The organism is Aneurinibacillus aneurinilyticus ATCC 12856, from assembly GCF_000466385.1.
Taxonomy (GTDB): domain Bacteria; phylum Bacillota; class Bacilli; order Aneurinibacillales; family Aneurinibacillaceae; genus Aneurinibacillus; species Aneurinibacillus aneurinilyticus.
Window position 1 is genome coordinate 1,919 of record NZ_KE952685.1, and the last position, 421, is coordinate 2,339.

General features: G+C 39.9%; 1 protein-coding gene. It reads left to right on the top strand.

Annotated elements, in window-relative coordinates:
• On the top strand, positions 1-421 hold a 421-nt coding region (locus HMPREF0083_RS02880), incomplete at both ends, for a Ger(x)C family spore germination C-terminal domain-containing protein (RefSeq protein WP_021619506.1).

Genomic DNA, 421 nt, shown 5'->3' on the forward strand with positions numbered 1-421 from the left:
TGAGCCGCCGGGAAAGCTCCCTGCTTCTCCTGCTACAGCAGGAAGCGAAACCCCCGGTAACGTTTACCGTCCGTATGCCCTCTCTTCCGTTTAAAAGGCCGAATAAGCTACAGAATGTAAAAGGGCATGATTTTATAACGCTAAATATAAATGATAGTAAGCGTAATATTAAAGTCCGTTATAAAAACAATCGATTTGTTTTTGATATTAAGATGAACCTTAATGTTACACTTGCTGAACGTACGTTTGATATGAATATGGAGAAAGAGAAGGACCGCCTGTCGGCTATAATTGCGGAGCAATTCAAAAAAGAGGTTACAGCCTTCGTTGAAAAAGTGAAAAAAGAAAAACTGGATCCTTTTGGATTTGGCTGGTATGCGCGTGCGTATCAATATGAACATTGGAAAAAAAACAAAGATCG